Genomic DNA, 17,999 nt, shown 5'->3' on the forward strand with positions numbered 1-17,999 from the left:
GCGCTCGGGCTCGCCGCCGCACCCACCCAGTGGCTCACGAGCTGCACTTCGATCACCCGCCGTGAGCCGCGTCACCTGGGCAGTTCTCCCCATGCATTCTTAGAACAGCCACAGCTTTCCTAGGGCTTAAGCCCCAAATATGTGACGGATGTGATTCCTGGGACGTCAAACGACGCTTTGATCACAGGCAAATCACGCACGGAGGGGTTGTCTCCAATTCGAGACCTGCGAGAGGGTGGAGGCAGTCCGACGCCGCCCCGCGTCGCGTCTCGTCTATCCCACTTGGAGGATCCATGCGTCTTGGACGCTCCGTTACCGCCATCGGCGCGGCAGCCGCTCTTGCGGCCGCCGGTCTCGCCGTGTCCACTCCGGCCTTCGCCGACACCACTGACGACGGCTTCACCCTCGACGCCCCCGACAGCCGGATCGTTGACCCGAACTCCTCGCTCACCGTGACCGGATCCGGTTGCGGCACCGCGGACAATCCCGGCCAGGTGGCCGTGGCCCTGGCCAACAACCAGGACGAGACCGCCAGCACGTGGACCTACGTCGACGCCGGAGCAGACGGCACGTGGACGGCCACCGTCGACGTTGCCTCGGCTGTCGCCGACCTCAACGGCGACCCGGACGTCGACCCCTGGTTCGTCGTCGCCGCGTGCAACGCTTACGGCCAGGGCACCAGCGACATCGCCAGCGAGCAGATTTTTCTCGACGGCACCCGCTTTGACGGCAGCTACATCATCAGCGGCCAGGCCGGTGCACAGACCTTCGAGATCAAGGCCTCCGGCCTGACCCCGGGCGAGACCGCCACCGCCGTTCTCATCCGCGAGGCCGATTCCGACTCCGCTGACGCCACCCCCGTCGCCACCATCGGTTCCGGCACGGTGGACGAATCCGGCAATTTCAACGACACCTTCCCCGCCCCCTCCGTTCCGGACGGCACCTACGTCCTGCGGCTGACCGGCGACCGCTACGGCGAGGGCGGCGACTCCGTCTCGCTCGTCACCGTGACCAATGGCGTCTACAACACCGCCGCCCGGGCAACCGATGACCCGAACAACACGGGCATTGCCGGCGACGACACCGCCACGACGCCGACCGCCGAAAGCAGCACTGCTGCCACCGTGTCGGCCACGGTCCCGGCCTCGGCCTCCGGCAAGGAGCTGGCCAAGACCGGTAGTGAGGGCCTCACTCTCACCATTCTCGCGGCCGGCCTCGTGGCCTCCGGTGCGCTCTTGCGTGCCCGCCGCCGCGCCTGACGCATAGTCTGCGGGCGATGGCCTCTCACGAATCGTCGCCCAGGACCAGCCACGCACGTATCCGCGTCCACCGGGCTCTGAGCGCCTGGTGGACGCGGATACGTGCGTTGTACCGCCGCCGTCCCCTTATCACCGGCATGGTCACGGTGCTCGTCGTGCTTGCGGTCCTGGGCATCGGTGACCTCGGGATCCTGTATGGCCGACTCGACCGCTTGGACGTCACCATGCCGACTGGCTCCGCGAGCGCTACCGACGCGGGAGCACAGGCAGACACCTGGCTGATCATCGGCACGGACTCGCGCACCGCCCTGCCCGACGGCCCCAACCGCTACGGCACCGTCGCCGAGGTCGGCGACGGCGTGCGCGCCGACGTCGCCGCGCTCGTGCGGGCCACCACTTCCGGACTTGACGTTCTGGTCCTGCCACGCGACCTAGTGGTGGTGGAAGGCTCCCCCTTCGACGAACGCTTGGCCACCTCCTACATCAAGGGCCCCCAGTACACCGTCGATGCCCTGTGCACCGCCTATGGCATTGCCACCACGCACGTCGTTGCCGTGGATATGGCCCAGTTCGCCAACATTGTCGACTCCATGGGCGGGGTCACGGTTGATATCGACGAACCTGTACGCGACGCCTACTCCGGGTTGGAGATCACGACGGCGGGCACGCGGACGCTGAGCGGCATCGACGCCCTCGCACTGGTGCGTTCACGCCACCCCGAGGTGCTGCGCAAGGGGCAGTGGGTCGCCCTGTCCGAGCAAGAGGGGGCCGAGCGGCGCAGCCAGTTCACCGGCGTGGTCATGCGGGCCCTACTCACCACGGCAACAGAGCAGGCGCGCAGTCCGCTTGCGGTGCACTCGCTCGCCTGGACCCTCACCGGGAACCTGGGCGTCGATACCGGTACCGGCCTGCTTGATCTGGTCCACCTGGCCCGCAAGGCGCACAGTCACAGCGGCGAGGACGGCGGCATCAAGGTGGTCAACGTGCCCGCCGGTCCGGTTGAGGACAGCTTCGCCGCACCGCCCACAGATGAGACTTACGCGGTTCTCGCCGAATACGGCTTCACGCCGGGCGCCTGTACTCCGGCGTCTTGAGGACAGTCGAACCGCCTCCACAATCTCTGCCACACCCGGCTACCGCGGGCCGCCGCCCTCCCGCGACAGCGGCCGCGGGCACCGTCCGCAGCTCGCCCGGTCACGCCTTGCAAGACCCGACCAGCCCGCCTGCGCAACGCTAGCGATGACGAAACAAGCGTGCTATCTGGAGAAACCGCATTCGTCGCCACCAACGTCACTGGGCGCCAATCCCCCGCTTGTGACGTTTCAAAACACCGTTGACGCCAGCACATCCACGCAGGTACAGTTGAATACGTGATACACATGTTTCGTTACATGAAACATTAGGCTTCAACAATTCTTGTCAGCGAAGGAGCGAGCGATGGGGCTTGCATCACAAGGGCAACAACCTCCGAAGTCCACGGCAGCGGCGGTCGCGGCGCACGAGGAGGAGGTGCGTATCAACACCCGTCGGGCCGCGATGAGCGGCTGGATCGGGAGCGCCCTGGAGTACTACGACTTCGCCCTGTACGCACAAGCCGCAGCACTCATCTTCCCCACAATCTTCTTCCCGGAGGGCAACGCGACGGTCGCGCTGATCTCCTCGCTGGCCACCTATGCTGTCGGCTACATCGCCCGCCCCGTAGGCGCCATCGTTCTGGGGAACCTCGGCGATCGGCACGGGCGCAAGCGAGTACTGGTGTGGGCCATGCTCCTCATGGGCTTCGCAACGATGGCCGTCGGCTTCCTGCCCACTTATCAGCAAGTCGGAATCCTGGCTCCAGTGCTGCTGGTCATCCTGCGCCTGATCCAGGGCTTCGCCGTCGCCGGTGAACTCGGCGGGGCCAGCGCCATGATTGTCGAACACGCTCCTGACGAGAAGCGCGGTTTCTTCGCTTCCTTCAGCCTCCAGGGCACCCAGTTCGGCTCTATCCTCGCCACCGGTGTCATGCTGCCGCTGGCAGCCCTCATGCCCGAGGACGCCTTCAACAGCTACGGCTGGCGCATCCCCTTCCTGCTCAGCGCCGTCGTCATCCTCGCTGGCATCCTCATCCGCCGCCACGTGCAGGAGCCCCCGGTCTTCCTCGCGAAGAAGGACCAGTTGGAGGCGGAGCGCCAGGCCCCGGTAGTCGAGCTGCTCACCAAGCACCTCGGCCTCGTCGTGCGTTGCGTTCTCATGTGCTTCACCAACGCCATCGGCATGACAACGCTGACCTTCGGCGTCTCCTACGGTAAGAACGCGGGCTACGGCATCGAGTTCTCCACTTCGGACATGCTGTGGGTGACCCTCATCGCCAACGTCGTTGCGATCGTCACGATCCCAATAGCCGGCGCCCTCTCCGACCGGTTCGGCCGCAAGCTGTTCATGATCGGCGGTGGTTTGCTCGGCGGCGCCACATCGGTGTTCTACCTTGAGGCTGTCAAGAGCGGCAATCTTGCGCTTGTCATCCTTGCCGTGATCGTGGTGCAGGGCATCTTCTACCAGATGTGGAACGCGACCTTCGCCACCTTCTTCCAGGAGCAGTTCCCCATGCGGATCCGCGTTACCGGATTCGCGCTCTCGCAGAACATCGGCCTCGCGCTCGCAGCATTCTTCCCCAGCCTGTTCACGGCTCTCGCTCCTCCTGGGACCGAGAATGTGCCGCTCATCATCGGCGGTACCACCTTTGTCATCTGCGCCGTCGCCGCGATCGCTGCCGCCATGACGCCGGAATCGCGCGGCCGCTCGCTGATCGAAGACGACGACGTCTGAGAAAAACTGAGAGGAAGACTCAACCCATGGCACAGAAAGTGTGGCCGGTCAAGGACAACCCGTTGCTGTGCGCCCCCACCAGGCTCGTTGCGCGCGAGGATCTCAAGGAGCTCATCAACCGCCTGACCGACAACCTCATCCACATCACCGACGAGACCGGAGAGTTCCTCCTGCGCTTGGACGATGGCCGCACCATCGACGCTAAGGGCTGGAACGGCTGGGAGTGGACCCACGGCATCGGCCTGTACGGGATGTGGCAGTACTACGAACAGACCGGCGACCAGCGTTTCCGCACCATTATCGAAGACTGGTTCACCGCACGCCTGGCCGAAGGCACCACGAAGAACGTCAACACCATGGCGCCCTTCCTCACCCTCGCCTATCTCTATGAGAACACCGGCCGCCGCGATTACCTGCCGTGGCTGGACTCCTGGGCCGAGTGGGCCATGCGCGACATGCCCCGCACTCCGCACGGCGGCATGCAGCACGTGACTCTGGTGGAGGAGAATCACCATCAGTTATGGGACGACACCCTCATGATGACGGTCATGCCCCTGACCAAGATCGGTCTGCTGCTGCACAGGCCCGCCTACGTGCACGAGGCCCTCTTCCAGGTCCTTACTCACGTACGCTATCTCGCCGACCCGCACACCGGCCTGTGGTATCACGGCTGGACCTTCGACGGCGCTCACAACTTCGCCGACGCCCTGTGGGCCCGCGGCAATGCCTGGATCACGATGGTCATCCCCGAGCTACTCGACCTACTCGATCTTGATGAGGCCGACCCCACCCGCCGTTTCCTCATTGAAGTCCTCGACGAGCAGGTCGCAGCTCTCGACAGCCTCCAGGATGAATCCGGCCTATGGCACACGCTGCTGGACGACCCCTCCTCCTACCTGGAGGCCTCCGCCACGGCCGGCTTCGCCTACGGCATCCTCAAGGGCGTGCGCAAGGGCTATCTGGACAACAAGTACAGGAACACCGGCGAGAAAGCCATCAAGGCGATTATCGACAACATCTCCGATGATGGAGAGCTCCAGCAGGTCTCCTTCGGGACCCACCTGGGCAGGGACCTGGACTACTACCGCCAGATCCCGCGCACGTCGATGCCCTACGGGCAGGCCATGGCAATTCTCTGCCTCACCGAGTACCTGCGCACCTACTACTGATTTCCACCACGCCAGCAAACCAGCAGCGGCCCTCGTCGCGCCCACCGGCGCGGCGAGGGCCGTCGGCTAGCTAGCCCATGTGTACGGTCTCGGCAAGAGGCGGGGGCTGAGCGCTCAGTCGCTCAGCCCCCACCGGACGCAGGCCCGTCAGCACGTCACTCCCCCGGAACGAGCAGTACCTTGAGCGCCGTCGGATCCTTCTCCGCAGTTTCGAAGGCCTTCTCCCACTCGCCGAGGGCGAAGGTGTGGGTGACAATGCCATCGGTTTTGATGACACCGGACTCGATGCCCCGGATGACGGCCGGGTAGGTGAGTCCGGAGAGGTGGGAGCCCAGGATCGTCAGCTCCTTGCCGTCGCCGATGACGTTCCAGTCGGCCTGCACGAGGTCGGCAAATACACCCATCTGGACGAAGCGGCCGAGGTTGGCCGTGCACTCGAGGCCTTGGCGCACACTGATCGGGGAACCGGAAACCTCGACGTAGACGTCGCAGCCGAGGCCATCGGTGAGATTGCGGATCTCCTCGGCAACGTCGCACTCTGCGGGGTTGAAGACGTAGTCCGCGCCATAGTCAAGACCGCGCGCCGCACGTTCGGGGCGCACATCAAGGCCGATGACGAGGCGGGGCATGGCCGCGGCCGCAATCGAGAGCATGGACAGGCCGATACCACCCAGGCCGGAGATGACGACGACATCGCTGTGCTGGATCTGCGCGCGCTCCAGCGCGTGCATACCGCACGCGATGGGCTCGATGAGCGTCGCCTGCTCGAGCGTGAGCGACTCGGGCACCTTGTGATTGATCGATGTGCGCGGCAGGATCGCATACTCGGCGAAGCCGCCGGGACAGACCTCCTTGAAACCGTAAACAGCAGAGCGCGTGCACATCCAGTACGTGCCGCGGCGACAGTAGACGCACTCTCCGCACGGGACAATCTGCTCGGTGACGATCCGGTCACCAACGGAAAAATCGCTCACGCCCTCGCCCAGCTCGACGACCTCGCCACAGATCTCGTGGCCGCCGGTAACGGGCGCGTCGATGTAGCGGTCCGCCTCGCTGGTGCCCCAGATGCGGATGCCACCGTGGTAGGACTTCACGTCCCCGGCGCAGATGCCACAGGCAAGGACCCTGATGAGGATCTCGCCCTCCTTGGGAGCGGGCCGGGGAATATCCTCGAGTCGGTAGTCGTAGGGAGCATGGGCTCGCAGTGCCTTCATGGTGTTGTTCTCCTTCATCAGCGTTGATGGACGGTAGGACGCTTCTTCCCTTCGCGGTCTCGGTGCCTCGGTTGGGGCGCACCGGGACGCGCTCCGGTCAGGTACGAGGGGCGGCGTAGCGGGTGGTCAGCCGCCCGACATGCTCGATTGTGATGACGGTGGAGTCTCCGGACTCGAGGCGGGGCTCGGGGTCGAACTCGGGCTTGCGGGCCGGGGAACCGGTGGCGATGATGTCGCCCGGCTCGAGCGGGGTCACCGTCGAGATGTACGCGATGAGCTCATCGACAGGGTGGACCATGGCGGCAGTCGTGTTGTCGACCTTGGTGACGCCGTCGCGCACGATGGTGATACGCAGGTTGCTCACGTCGCCAACCTCGTCGGCCGTGACGAGCGCCGGACCCATGTGGGAAAAACCGGGAAAGCTCTTGGCAAGATTCCACTGGGTGGTGGCGTGCTGCCAGTCGCGCGCGGAGACGTCGTTGAAGACGGTGTAGCCGGCGACGTAGTCGAGGGCCTCCTCGCGCGACACGCGCCAGGCCGGTTTGCCGATGATGACGCCGAGCTCGGGCTCGTAGTCGACGTGCTCCGATTCTGCTGGGATGATGACATCCTGGCCCGCACCCGCGACAGAGCTGGTCAGTTTCATGAAGAGATCCGGGGCCGGGGCGTTGTCCTCGCCCGGCGTCGAGGTATGTCCGCGGTAGTTATAGGCGGCGCCGAAGATTTTGCCCGGACGCGGCACCGGGGCAAGGAGCTCGACATCGTCCAGGGCGATGATGCCGCCGCCATCGGCAGCGGCGAGGGCCTCGCGGGCCGCCTCGAGGTGCGCCGCGGAAGAAACCAGGGACACGACGTCGTCGCCGACGCCGGCCACGCCGGTTAGCGGCAGGATGGCTCCGCCCTTGAGAATGCCGAACTCCTCGTTGCCGGCGCGGAGGTAGGTGACAAGCTGCACGGTGGCTCCTTTGTCTCACGATCGTGCCGGTCGGAAGCGCTCAACTGCGATGGAGAGACCCCGCCGGCGGATAGGTGCACCGTTGCCCGCAGGCGAGCGGTCACGACACCCAGATTAAAACGTTTCACTTCGCTTCGCTAGCCCCTGGTCGCGAGAGTGACGATGACGAAGGGAATCCCCTGGACGAAGCGTCGTTGCCCGCGCGGCAGCAGGCAACGACACCCAAAGACGTCCAGCGCTACGACGGTGTTTCGAGCCCGATCGCCCACGTCGCCCCGCGCCCCGCCGCAAGGCGCTCAGCGCCGCAAGTACTCGCCGACGGCGCGCCGCAGGTTGGTGGGACCGTGACGCAGAGCCTCGGCCAGCGGCTCTTCGGGCGGGCCGACCTTGACCAGGTCGCGCACCCCGTGCTCCAGCAGGTTCTCGGCCCCGGCCTTGATGCGTCCGGCGAAGACGACGCACGGCACCCCGGCGTCCCCTGCCACCTGGGCGACCCCGGCAGGGGTTTTGCCCGCCAGGGTCTGTGCGTCGACCGAGCCCTCCCCCGTGAGCACAAGGTCAGCATCGGCGACGGCGTCGGCCAGCCCTACCGCGCGGGCGACCAGCTCAACGCCGAGTTCCAAGGTGGCCCCCAGGAAGACGCGCAGCCCGAAGCCGAGGCCCCCAGCAGCACCGGCCCCGGGCGCGGCGGCCTGCGCCTCCTGCCCGCTCACCTGCGCCACGTGGGCCAGCGCGGCATCCAGAACCGGCACCAGGTCGGCACTCACGCCTTTCTGCGGACCGAACACGGCGGTCGCGCCCTGCGCACCCGTCAGCGGGTTGGTCACGTCGCAGGCCACGTGGATGCGGGTGCGGGCCAACTCCGGAACCAGCCCGGCGGCATCGATGGCGGCCAGCCTCCCGAACTGCTCGGGCACCGGGACGACCGGTTCGCCCTGGGCGTCCAGGAGCCGCCCGCCCAGGGCGGTGAGCATCCCCAGCCCGGCATCATTGGTCGCCGATCCGCCGATGCCCAGCACAATCGTGCGCGCGCCGCGCGCGACGGCGTCCTTGATGAGCAACCCCAGTCCAGCGGTGTTGGAGTGCAGGACGTCGCGGTCCGCAGGCGCGATGAGCTCCAGTCCGGCACAGCTGGCCACGTCCATGACGGCGCGCTCGCCGTCGAGCCCGTAGACGGCGCGGATGGGCCGTCCCAGCGCATCGACGGTCTGAGCCGTGATGCGCTGGGCGCCCCAGGCGGCGGCGACGGCGTCGACGAAGCCCTCGCCGCCGTCGGACATGGGGATCATGACCGTTTCGGCATCGGGGAAGACATCGTGCACGCCCCGCTGCATCGCCTGCGCAGCCTCGGCGGCGGTCATGTTCTCCTTGAAGGAGTCGGGTGCCAGGACCAGTTTCATTGAGCTTCCCTTTCGGTTAGGTGCAGGCGGCGCCCGCTGCCCGGCTCAGGACGCCTTGACCGGGGTGAGCGGTTCACGCCCATCCAGCACGGCGAGGACATTGTCGACGGCGAGGCGGCACATGCGGTCGCGAGTCGCCTCGCCCGCGCTGGCCGTGTGCGGGGTCACCACGATCTGCGGGCGTGAGAGCAGCTCTGGGTTGACGTGCGGCTCGCCTTCGAAGGTGTCGATGGCGGCGCCGCGCAGGTGCCCGGAGTCGATGGCGGCGATCAGCGCGGTCTCATCGACGACACCGCCGCGAGCGCAGTTGACGAGGTAAGCGCCCGGCTTCATCTGCGCCAGGGTGTCGGCGCCCATGAGGCGGCGGGTGGAGGGCAGAAGCGGCACATGCAAGGTCACCACGTCCGCCGTGGCCAGCAGTTCCTCTTGGCTGACGATCTCAACGCCCTCAGCGGTGGTTCCCAGCGGGTGGGTGGCGTCGGAGGCGATCACCCGCATGTCGAAGGCACGGGCCCGCTTGGCCGCGGCCAGGCCGATCCGTCCCAGGCCGATGATGCCCAAGGTGGCGCCGGCAGAGATATCGAGGCCGACGAACATGCGCGGCCCCCACACCCAGTCCCGGCCCTCGTGGAGGAAGCGGTCGGCCTCAACGATGCGACGGCCGAGGGCGAGGATGAGGGCGAAGGTGTGATCGGCGGTGGCGCCGTCGAGGACACCGGGGGTGTTGGTGATGACGACCCCGTGGCGGGCGGCAGCGTCGAGGTCGATGTTGTCGAAGCCGACGGCCACGTTGGCGACCACCTTGAGGGAGGGGCCTGCGGCGGCGAAGAACTCCTCGTCAATGCGTTCGGTGAGGGTGACGATGGCGGCGTCCCGACCCGCGACACGCTCCAGGAGTTCCGCGCGACTGGGCGGCGCCTCCTGGCCAACCTCGAAGCTGAAGCCGGTGTGGGAGCCGAGCTCATGGGTGACGGTGTCGGTCAGTAGCCGGGCGACGTACACGGACTTGGTCGGTTTCACGGCGTTCACAGTATTCGTCGAATCGGTGGAAGTGTTCATGGAACTGTCTTTCGTCAAGAGAGGAAGGGTTCTCGGTTCGCGGTCCGTGCGGAATCAGATTTCCGGGAGGAGCTCGCGTCCGGTTGCGGCTGTCCAGGAGACGCGGAAGGCATCCCAGCGGTCGTCATTGATGGCCACCCACTCCGGCCGAGGGCTGACGCGGCGGGAGGTGACCTCCGGCAGCGTCACGTCCGCGACCGTGGCGCCGCACATGCCGGCGGCACCGATAGCGGGCAGATAGGACTCATCGACCAGGTCCAGGTCGGCGTCGAGAAGTTCCTCATGCGCCGGTTCGGTGAGAGACTTGCAGCCGACGTCGGTCAGCCCACAAGGCGCGACCGCCGTTGTCATGTCGTCTACTAAAGGAGCTTTCGTGCCCGGTCAGAATCTCACCCGCGAGGAGGCGGTGGAACGCGCCGCCGTCGTCTCCACCGACAGCTACGACGTCGTCTTGGATCTGTCCGGCGCTCCGAATCCCTCCAACGCGACCTTCCGCTCCACCACGACCGTGCGCTTCACCGCGACGCCGGGCGCCTCCACGTTCATCGACCTGATCGCCCCCGTCGTCCATTCGGTCACGCTCAACGGCACCGACCTGGATCCGCAGGCGGTGTTCGCCGACTCCCGCATCGTGCTGGCTGATCTGCGCGGTGACAACGAGCTGACCGTCGTCGCCGACTGCGCCTATATGCACACCGGAGAGGGCCTGCACCGCTTCACCGACCCCGCCGATGGCGAGACCTACCTGTACACCCAGTTCGAGGTCCCCGACGCCCGCCGTGTCTTCGCCGTCTTCGAGCAGCCCGATCTCAAAGCCTCATTCCGCTTCACCGTCACCGTGCCCGAGGGCTGGACGGTGCTGGCCAACTCCCCCACCCCCACGCCCACACCGACCGCGGACGGCGCTCGCACCTTCGCTTTCGCCCCCTGTGAGCGCATCAGTTCCTACATCACGGCGATTGTCGCCGGCCCCTACGCCGGCGTCACCGACGTCTACACCGCCCCGGACGGACGCACGGTGCCACTGGGCGTTTACTGCCGTAAGAGCCTGGAGGCGTTCATGGACGCCGAGGAGATCCTGGACATCACCAAGCAGGGCTTCGCCTACTACGAGGAGCTGTTCGGCACTCCGTACGCCTTCACCAAGTACGACCAGGCGTTCGTGCCCGAGTTCAACGCCGGCGCCATGGAGAACGCCGGCATCGTCACCCACCGCGACGACTACATCTTCCGCTCACGTCCGGTTGAGGCGCGTGTCGAGCGCCGGGCGGAGACCATTCTGCACGAGCTGGCCCACATGTGGTTCGGCGACCTGGTCACCATGAAGTGGTGGGACGACCTGTGGCTCAACGAGTCCTTCGCCGAGTACTGCTCCACGCTCGCCGTGGCCGAGACCACTCGTTGGACCGACGCCTGGACCACCTTCCAGGTGCTGGAGAAGAACTGGGCCTACAACCAGGACCAGCTCTCCTCCACCCACCCCATCGCCGCAGACATCAACGACCTACACGATGTTGAGGTCAACTTCGACGGCATCACCTACGCCAAAGGCGCCTCCGTGCTGTCCGCCCTGGTCGCCTACGTGGGCCGCGACGCCTTCTTCTCCGGCATTAAGAACTACCTGGCCGCACACGCCTACGCCAACGCCACCCTGGCCGACCTGCTCGGCGAGCTGGAGCAGGTCTCCGGCCGCGACCTGTCCGCCTGGACACGGGTGTGGCTGCAGGAGGCCGGGGTCACCACACTGCGCCTGGAGCTGGAAACCGGGGCCGACGACGTCATCACCTCCGCTGCGATCGTGCAGGAGATTCCCGCCGACTCCCCAGCCTCGCTGCGCCCCCACCGGGTGGTGCTGGGCTCCTACGCGCTCGACGGCGGCGAGCCGGCGGCGCTGGAGCGCACCGGCCGCATCGAGCTCGACGTCGACGGCGAGCGCACCGAGGTGCCGGAGCTGGTCGGCACCACCCGCCCGGACGTCCTCCTCGTCAACGACGAAGACCTCACCTACGCCAAGGTGCGCCTGGACGCCGCCTCGCTCGCCGCCGGCCTCGAGCACGCAGACGCGTTCACGGCGTCGCTGCCGCGCTCGCTGCTGCTGGCCAGCGCCTGGGACATGGTGCGCGACAGCCAGTACCCGGCCGCAGACTTCCTCACCGCGGCCCTGCGGGCGCTGCACACCGAGACGCACTCCGGCGTCGTGCAGGGACTGCTGGCGCGGATTGCCACCTGCCTGTCGACATACCTGCCGCCGTCCGTACGCCGCGACACCGCCACCGCGGCCACCGACACGCTGCTGGACCTCGCGCGCGCCGCCGACGCCGGTAGCGACAAGCAGCTGCAGCTGGTGCGCGCCGTTGCCGCTCACGCGGTGACCGACTCGCAGCTGGACACGGTGGCGGCCTGGCTGGACGGTTCCGAGACACTGCCCGAGTTGGTAGTCGATCAGGATCTGCGTTGGGACCTGCTGGTTGGTCTGGTCGCCGCCGGACGTCGTGGCGAGGCCGAGATCGCCGCCGAGGAGGCGCGCGACCGCACCACGACGGGCCGCGAGCGGGCCGCTCAGGCACGCGCCGCCATCCCCACCCCGACGGCGAAGGCGGCCGCCTGGCGTGAGCTCGTCGACAACGCAGCCCTGCCCAACGAGACGCAGGTGAAGATGCTCGCCGGCTTCCGCATGGTCGAGAGGAATCCCGAGCTGCTCGTGCCCTTCGTCGCGGAGTACGTCAAGGAGGCCGATGGCATCTGGGCCTCGCGCACCTTCCACATGGCCGAGAACCTGCTTGAGGACCTCTGGTCACCCGCCACGGTGGGGCTGCCCGACGTGGATCCGGCGGCGGCGCTGGAGGAATGGCTCGCCTCCCACGCTGACGCCCCGGCGGCCTTCCGCCGGATTGTGCGTGAGAACCTCGATGACACCCAGCGCGTCGCGGCGGTTCAGGCCTACCGGAAAGTCACCCCGGCAACGGATCCGCAGTGAGCCTGTCTGTCAGCTCGCCCCTCGCCGGAACCGTGATCGCAGTCGAGGACGTACCCGACCCCGTCTTCGCGGACCGAATCATCGGTCCCGGTCTGGCCGTTGACCCCGACCGCGCTCACGGGGACGCGGTGGTTGCCGTCGCCCCCGTGAGCGGTATCGTCACCAAGCTTTATCCGCATGCCTTCATCGTCACGGACACCGATGATCGCAGTGTGCTTGTGCATCTGGGTTTGGACACGGTGGAGCTGGGCGGCGCCGGCTTTACGCTGCATGTGGCGCAGGGCGCGCAGGTTGTCGCCGGGGATCCCGTGGTCACGTGGTGCCCGGCGAGTGTGGAGGCCGGCGGGCGCAACCCGATCGTGCCCGTCGTCGCCCTGCAAGCCGACGACGGGAAGGTGGCCCTGAGCGCCGTCGGCATGCCGGTGGCGCCGGGCGGCAGGCTCTTCACCTGGGCTTAGTGGGTTGACTCCACGGGCCCAACGTGGGCATCCACGTGGCCCCTGGTGGGGTGTCACCGCAACCGGTACAAGTACATGGCCCCGAGACCGGCACTCATGATGCGCCGGTCTCGGGGCATGTCATCACCGGCGGAACTCGTCGCGCACGGCGGCCAGCAGGCTGGCCAAACGCACATTGTCCGGCAGGTCCTCGACCAGAACCGCTTCACCCGAGCTGTCCGCAAGCGGCATCTTCCAGTTCGGGTACTCCTGGTCGGTCCCGGGCTGATTCTGGGCGCGGCGCTCACCGACGCCGTCGACCAGCGCCACCCCGACCAGGGCCGAGGGGGTGCGAACCACGTAACGGTAGAGCGCCTCGACGGTCTCGCGCTCGGACGGGTCATCGGATAGCAAGCCGTATTCCCGCAGCCGGGCCAGCATGCGCTCGCGCTCAATACGGGCCTCGGTCCGCACCTGGTCGATGGGCTCGGTGAGCAGCCCCAGCCTCTCCCGCAACGTCACATGCTCGTCGGCGAGGTAGCCAGCGGTGGGCGGCAGGTCGTGGGTGTTGACCGTGGACAGGGCCAGGTGGCGGTAGGCGCCCGGCTGCAGCGGCCAGTCGTCCTCGTCCTTCTCGAACCAGAGCACGGAGGTGCCCAGCACGCCACGGCTGGCCAGGTACTCGCGCGCCCGCGGCTCCACCGTGCCCAGATCCTCACCGATGATGACGGCCCCGGCGCGGTGGGCCTCCAGCAGCACGACGCCAATCATCGCCTCGTGGTCATAGCGCACGTAGGCGCCCTGGTCGGCGCGGAAACCGTCCGGGATCCACCACAGCCGGAACAGGCCGATGACGTGGTCGATGCGCAACGCCCCGGCGTGCCGCAGCACGGTGCCGACCATGTCACGCAGCGGGGCGTAGGCAGTCTCCGCCAGCCGAACCGGGTTCCACGGCGGCTGAGACCAGTTCTGCCCCAGCTGGTTGTACATGTCCGGAGGGGCACCAACGCCGATCCCGGGTGCGAAGGCGTCCGGGTCAGACCAGACGTCCGCGCCCTTGGGATGCACGCCGACGGCGAGGTCGTCCATAAGCCCCAGGCTCATGCCGGCGGCCTTCGCCTCGGCCTGAGCGCGCCCCAGCTGCTCGTCGACGATCCACTGCAGCCAGGCGTAGAAGTCGATGCGGTCGGCAAGCGTGCGCGCCTCGTTGGCGACGAAGGCGCTGGAAGCGTCCTTGAGGGTGTCGGGCCAATCCTCGAAGCGACCGTACTTCTCCATCAGGGCGCACCACAGAGCGAAGCGTTCCAGGCCCTGTCCCTGCTCGTCACGGAAGCGTTCAAAATCGCGCTGCCGGGAGCGCGAACGCCCCGCGGCGAAGATGACTTCCAGGGCCTCGCGCTTGGCCTTCCAGGCAACGTCGCGATCGATGGAGTCAGCGGTCAGGTTCGCGTCCGCAACCTCCTCGTGGGCCCACTGGACCAGCGAGCGGCGCGGGCCCGACAGGCGGGAGACCTCCAGGATGTTCTCGGGGCGAATGTAAATGGGGTTGACGAAGCGCCTGGTAACCGGCAAGTAGGGCGAGGGCGTCATCGTGCCGACCGGCTCGGCCGCGTGCAGCGGGTTGATGAGCAAGAAGTCGGCGCCCTCATCGCCCAGGAACCCGGCCAGCTCGGTGAGATCATCGGCGTCGCCGATTCCCCAGGAGCCGCGGGAACGCACCGAGTACAGCTGAGCCATAACGCCCCAACCGCGCCCGCCCAGTGATGCGGGCAGGTCGAGGTGGTCGGGGGTGACGGCCAGCGCAGCGGTGGCGAAGTAGGTGCCGGTGCCCGCCGAGGCCGCGGAAGCGTCGACCTCGGCGACGATCGTGTGCCAGCCGAGCGGTAAGTCGTCGGGGATGACGAAGGAGGCCTGACCGGTGAGTATGCCGTCCACCTCACGCGGAGCGGTCCAGTCATCGGTCTGTAGCAGCTGCCTCGTCTCGCCCTCTTCCAAGTCGACATGCACCTGGACGCGAGCACCATCGGGCAGATGGACCGGGACGGTTGACTGCACGCCGGCGCGGACGACGACGGTCGGGGGCAGGGTGCGCCGCCACGGAGCGATGTCAACCTCACGCAGTGACGCATCCACCTCCTCCTCATCCCCAGCGCTCACGCCCAGGGCAGCCAGAACCGCGATGAGGGTGGCACGGGACGGGGCGGCGAGGTTGCCGTGGTAGTCCCAATACTCGGTCGAGACGCCATGGGCCTCGGCAAGCTGCTTGAGTCGCTCGTCGGGGAGGTCGGATGCGGCGATGGGGTCGGTCATGACGGTTCAGCCTCGTGCTCGGTCGCGCATGCGCGCGAGGGCGTCCCCGATGGTGTGGGGCGCAGGAAGGGTGGTTTCAAGGGGCGGCCCATCTCCGCACCGGGGCGGCTACGCGCTCGGCTCGGCCGATGGAAACACCTCTTGCAGCAAGCGTTTCATACGATCGGTGCGGACGCCAGTTATCCACGCCCGATTCCCGCAATTTGCACGTGCCGCCCCGTCCTGCGGCGGCGGACGGGGCGGTCGGCGCGGAGTGATGAGGCCGGCTCAGTCGAGTTCGGCAATTTCCTGAGCGATGGTGTCCGCCGTAGGGCCGACCACAACCTGGACCACCCGTCCGGAACGGACCACACCAAAGGCGCCGGTGGCGCGCAGGGCGTCCTCATCGACCTTCTCCTGATCGACGACCTCGACCCGTAGACGGGTGATGCACGGCTCCAGGTCGGCGATGTTCTCGCGCCCACCCAGGCCGGCGACGATCTCAGCTGCAGTGCTCATGCGTGCTCCTCGTATCTTCTGGTGGTGTCTTCAGGTGTCTTCGCCGCCCGCGTCCAGGCGTGGCATGCCAGACGGTTTCAACTCTTCGTGCTCGACATCACTTTATCGCAGTTCGCTGTGCATGTACTCATGACACGGACACCGATCGGCGACGGATCGCTGATGTCCGCACCGCGCCGGGATCGCTATCGCCACGGCGCGGGCCATTCCCCGTCGCCCCTCTTGGGTCAGGTTTGCTATCGGGTTTTCTGTCAATCGTCGTTCATCCCATGGCGGAATCGTTCCCCGAATCACCATCTCGGTGCACAATGAGCCGTAACACCCGCCTCCGTCGCTGTTGAGGAGCACCGCATGGCCCCGTCCGCCGCAAACCCCACATCTCTGACCGGGATCGGCGTGAGCCCCGGCCTCGTCGCCGGCCCCGTCGCCCGTATGGCACCCGGCATCGCCGAACCGGAAATCGCCACCCTAGATCCGAGCCGTGACACCGAGAAGGAGTGCGACCGCATCGCCGCGGCAGCGCAAACCGTCAAGAAGGGGCTCGAGTTGTCGGCGGCCGAGGCCAAGGGCGACGGCCGCACCCTGTTGGAGACCACCGCGCAGATGGCCGCCGACCCGACCCTCACCTCCTCGGCACAGGCCATGGTCCGCGAGCGGCGCCTCGTCCCCGAACGCGCCGTCTGGGAGGCAGCCGGAACGCTCGCATCCATGCTGGAGTCACTCGGCGGCTACATGGCCGAGCGCACCCGCGACGTACAGGATGTGCGCGACCGCATCGTGGCAGTACTCACCGATGCCCCCATGCCGGGCATTCCTCGCCTGCCCGAGCCCTTCGTCCTCGTCGCCGAGGACCTCGCCCCCGCCGACACCGCCCTGCTGGACCCGGAGAAAGTCGTCGCCTTCGTCACCTCCGAGGGCGGCCCCACCTCGCACACCGCTATCCTCGCCCGCGCTCTGGGCATGCCCGCGATTGTCGGTACGGGTTCCGCCGTCACGGACCAGCTCGCGGACGGTGACATCGTGCTGGTCGACGGAACCAAGGGCACCATTGTCCTGGATCCGAGCGAGGACCAGCTGCGCCGTGCCCGGGAACTGGCCAGCCGTGTGCGGGTCTTCAACGGTGACGGCGCCACCAAGGACGGCCATGAGGTGCAGCTACTCGCCAATGTCGGCGATGGCGCCGCCGCCCGCTCGGCCGCCGAAGCCAACGCCATGGGCGTGGGGCTGTTCCGCACGGAGTTCTGCTTCCTCGATCAGCCGGAGGAACCGAGCGTTGACGACCAGGTCGAGGCATACAAGGCTGTGCTGGCGGCCTTCCCCGGCAAGAAGGTCGTGGTGCGCACACTCGACGCCGGCGCCGACAAGCCCCTGCCCTTCCTCACCGACGCTACCGAAGCCAACCCGGCCCTGGGGGTGCGCGCCTACCGCACCACCCGCCGCGACCCGGAGGTGCTCGACCACCAGCTGGAGGCCCTGGCCAAGGCCGAGGCCGAAACCGAGGCCAAGGTATGGGTCATGGCGCCGATGATCTCAACCGCGGAGGAGGCTCAGGCCTTCACCGAGAAGGCCCGCTCCTACGGCCTGCAGACGGCGGGGATGATGATCGAGGTTCCGTCCGCCGCCATCATGGCGGACAAGATGTTCGAGTATGCGGACTTCGCCTCCATCGGCACCAACGACCTCACCCAGTACGTCATGGCCGCCGACCGCCTGCTGTCCTCGCTCGCGGATCTGTCCACCGCCTGGCAGCCGGCCGTTCTGCGCCTCATCAAGCAGGCTTGTGACGGGGCCGCCCCGCATGGGCGTCCCGTGGGCGTCTGTGGTGAGGCCGCCGCCGACCCGGCTCTGGCAACGGTCCTGGTGGGCCTGGGTGTGGCCAGCCTGTCGATGACGGCCCGCGCCCTGCCCGACGT

At 67.4% G+C, this 17,999-nt stretch carries 14 protein-coding genes; 7 read left to right on the forward strand and 7 right to left on the reverse strand.

The genetic code is table 11. The features are described 5' to 3' along the window. The first annotated feature begins 293 nt into the window (after positions 1–293). From RWX45_RS02215 to RWX45_RS02230, 4 genes are all read left to right on the forward strand, one after another. Complete coding sequence (locus tag RWX45_RS02215; RefSeq protein WP_316022156.1) at positions 294–1,259, forward strand: LPXTG cell wall anchor domain-containing protein; 966 nt, start codon at positions 294–296, stop codon at positions 1,257–1,259. Positions 1,260–1,276: 17 nt separating this feature from the next. Beyond that, the gene (locus RWX45_RS02220) at positions 1,277–2,353 is read left to right on the forward strand and encodes an LCP family protein (protein WP_316022157.1); all 1,077 of its coding nucleotides are present in this window, start codon (positions 1,277–1,279) and stop codon (positions 2,351–2,353) included. A 343-nt stretch (positions 2,354–2,696) separates the two neighbouring features. Then, a complete protein-coding gene (locus tag RWX45_RS02225) occupies positions 2,697–4,067 on the forward strand; it encodes an MFS transporter (RefSeq protein WP_316022158.1) in 1,371 nt (456 codons plus the stop codon). Between the two features lie 26 nt (positions 4,068–4,093). Continuing rightward, positions 4,094–5,236, forward strand: a complete 1,143-nt coding sequence (locus tag RWX45_RS02230) for a glycoside hydrolase family 105 protein (RefSeq protein WP_316022159.1) — start codon at positions 4,094–4,096, stop codon at positions 5,234–5,236. A gap of 155 nt (positions 5,237–5,391) precedes the next feature. Here RWX45_RS02230 and RWX45_RS02235 read toward each other — a convergent pair whose 3' ends face one another. The 5 genes from RWX45_RS02235 to RWX45_RS02255 form a co-directional block, all read right to left on the reverse strand. Further along, positions 5,392–6,468 (reverse strand): alcohol dehydrogenase catalytic domain-containing protein, encoded by a 1,077-nt coding sequence (locus RWX45_RS02235; RefSeq protein ID WP_316022160.1) that lies wholly within the window; start codon positions 6,466–6,468, stop codon positions 5,392–5,394. A gap of 79 nt (positions 6,469–6,547) precedes the next feature. Then, complete coding sequence (locus RWX45_RS02240) at positions 6,548–7,405, reverse strand: fumarylacetoacetate hydrolase family protein (RefSeq protein ID WP_316022161.1); 858 nt, start codon at positions 7,403–7,405, stop codon at positions 6,548–6,550. Positions 7,406–7,701: 296 nt separating this feature from the next. Further along, on the reverse strand, positions 7,702–8,805 hold the full coding sequence (locus RWX45_RS02245; RefSeq protein WP_316022162.1) for a glycerate kinase: 1,104 nt from the start codon (positions 8,803–8,805) through the stop codon (positions 7,702–7,704). Between the two features lie 45 nt (positions 8,806–8,850). Beyond that, positions 8,851–9,864, reverse strand: a complete 1,014-nt coding sequence (locus RWX45_RS02250) for a D-glycerate dehydrogenase (protein ID WP_316022163.1) — start codon at positions 9,862–9,864, stop codon at positions 8,851–8,853. A 54-nt stretch (positions 9,865–9,918) separates the two neighbouring features. Next, entirely contained in the window at positions 9,919–10,215 is a 297-nt protein-coding gene (locus RWX45_RS02255; RefSeq protein WP_316022164.1) for a hypothetical protein, read from the reverse strand. Between the two features lie 22 nt (positions 10,216–10,237). On the opposite strand from RWX45_RS02255, the gene pepN reads away from it, so the two are divergent. Continuing rightward, the gene (pepN, locus tag RWX45_RS02260) at positions 10,238–12,841 is read left to right on the forward strand and encodes an aminopeptidase N (protein ID WP_316022165.1); all 2,604 of its coding nucleotides are present in this window, start codon (positions 10,238–10,240) and stop codon (positions 12,839–12,841) included. Further along, entirely contained in the window at positions 12,838–13,299 is a 462-nt protein-coding gene (locus RWX45_RS02265) for a PTS glucose transporter subunit IIA (RefSeq protein ID WP_316022166.1), read from the forward strand. The genes pepN and RWX45_RS02265 overlap by 4 nt, the downstream gene beginning before the upstream one ends. 123 nt (positions 13,300–13,422) lie before the next feature. Here RWX45_RS02265 and malQ read toward each other — a convergent pair whose 3' ends face one another. Beyond that, positions 13,423–15,588 (reverse strand): 4-alpha-glucanotransferase, encoded by a 2,166-nt coding sequence (gene malQ / locus RWX45_RS02270; protein WP_316022167.1) that lies wholly within the window; start codon positions 15,586–15,588, stop codon positions 13,423–13,425. A gap of 267 nt (positions 15,589–15,855) precedes the next feature. Further along, positions 15,856–16,086, reverse strand: a complete 231-nt coding sequence (locus tag RWX45_RS02275) for a PTS glucose/sucrose transporter subunit IIB (RefSeq protein WP_316022168.1) — start codon at positions 16,084–16,086, stop codon at positions 15,856–15,858. Positions 16,087–16,437: 351 nt separating this feature from the next. On the opposite strand from RWX45_RS02275, the gene ptsP reads away from it, so the two are divergent. Beyond that, positions 16,438–17,999: phosphoenolpyruvate--protein phosphotransferase (ptsP, locus tag RWX45_RS02280; RefSeq protein ID WP_316022169.1), on the forward strand; the 1,562-nt coding region annotated here is incomplete at its 3' end.

The organism is Actinomyces sp. MRS3W (assembly GCF_032465695.1).
Taxonomy (GTDB): Bacteria; Actinomycetota; Actinomycetes; order Actinomycetales; family Actinomycetaceae; genus Actinomyces.

Coding starts and splice junctions, on each gene's coding strand:
- RWX45_RS02215 (WP_316022156.1), top strand. CDS start 294: ATGCGTCTTGGACGCTCCGTTACCGCCATCGGCGCGGCAGCCGCTCTT.
- RWX45_RS02220 (WP_316022157.1), top strand. CDS start 1,277: ATGGCCTCTCACGAATCGTCGCCCAGGACCAGCCACGCACGTATCCGC.
- RWX45_RS02225 (WP_316022158.1), top strand. CDS start 2,697: ATGGGGCTTGCATCACAAGGGCAACAACCTCCGAAGTCCACGGCAGCG.
- RWX45_RS02230 (WP_316022159.1), top strand. CDS start 4,094: ATGGCACAGAAAGTGTGGCCGGTCAAGGACAACCCGTTGCTGTGCGCC.
- RWX45_RS02235 (WP_316022160.1), bottom strand. CDS start 6,468: ATGAAGGAGAACAACACCATGAAGGCACTGCGAGCCCATGCTCCCTAC.
- RWX45_RS02245 (WP_316022162.1), bottom strand. CDS start 8,805: ATGAAACTGGTCCTGGCACCCGACTCCTTCAAGGAGAACATGACCGCC.
- RWX45_RS02250 (WP_316022163.1), bottom strand. CDS start 9,864: ATGAACACTTCCACCGATTCGACGAATACTGTGAACGCCGTGAAACCG.
- RWX45_RS02255 (WP_316022164.1), bottom strand. CDS start 10,215: ATGACAACGGCGGTCGCGCCTTGTGGGCTGACCGACGTCGGCTGCAAG.
- malQ (WP_316022167.1), bottom strand. CDS start 15,588: ATGACCGACCCCATCGCCGCATCCGACCTCCCCGACGAGCGACTCAAG.
- RWX45_RS02275 (WP_316022168.1), bottom strand. CDS start 16,086: ATGAGCACTGCAGCTGAGATCGTCGCCGGCCTGGGTGGGCGCGAGAAC.